Annotated in this window: 1 protein-coding gene; it reads left to right on the plus strand. The window is 47.5% G+C overall.

All coding sequences use genetic code 11. The features are described 5' to 3' along the window. The coding region (locus tag HBA93_RS23515; RefSeq protein WP_221724820.1) for an EamA family transporter at positions 1 to 236 on the plus strand (236 nt) is incomplete at both ends.

A 236-nucleotide genomic window follows, 5' to 3' on the forward strand; every position in this document is an offset into this window, starting at 1 on the left:
GATTACAGTCCACAGAGGCATCACGAGCTTCTCTGATTATCGCCATTAATCCGGCGATGATCGCAATTGCTGCCAGTATTTTTCTGGGGGAACAACTCTCCAAACAAAAAATTCTCGGGATTTTTCTTAGTCTTTTCGGCGCCGGCACAGTTATCATGTCCCGTGGCGAACTTTCATCGTCACTTGCTGTCAGCAAAGGCGATATTCTTATTCTCGGTTGCGTGGCATCCTGGGTA

It is taken from the genome of Ochrobactrum sp. SFR4, assembly GCF_019730395.1.
GTDB lineage: Bacteria > Pseudomonadota > Alphaproteobacteria > Rhizobiales > Rhizobiaceae > Pseudochrobactrum.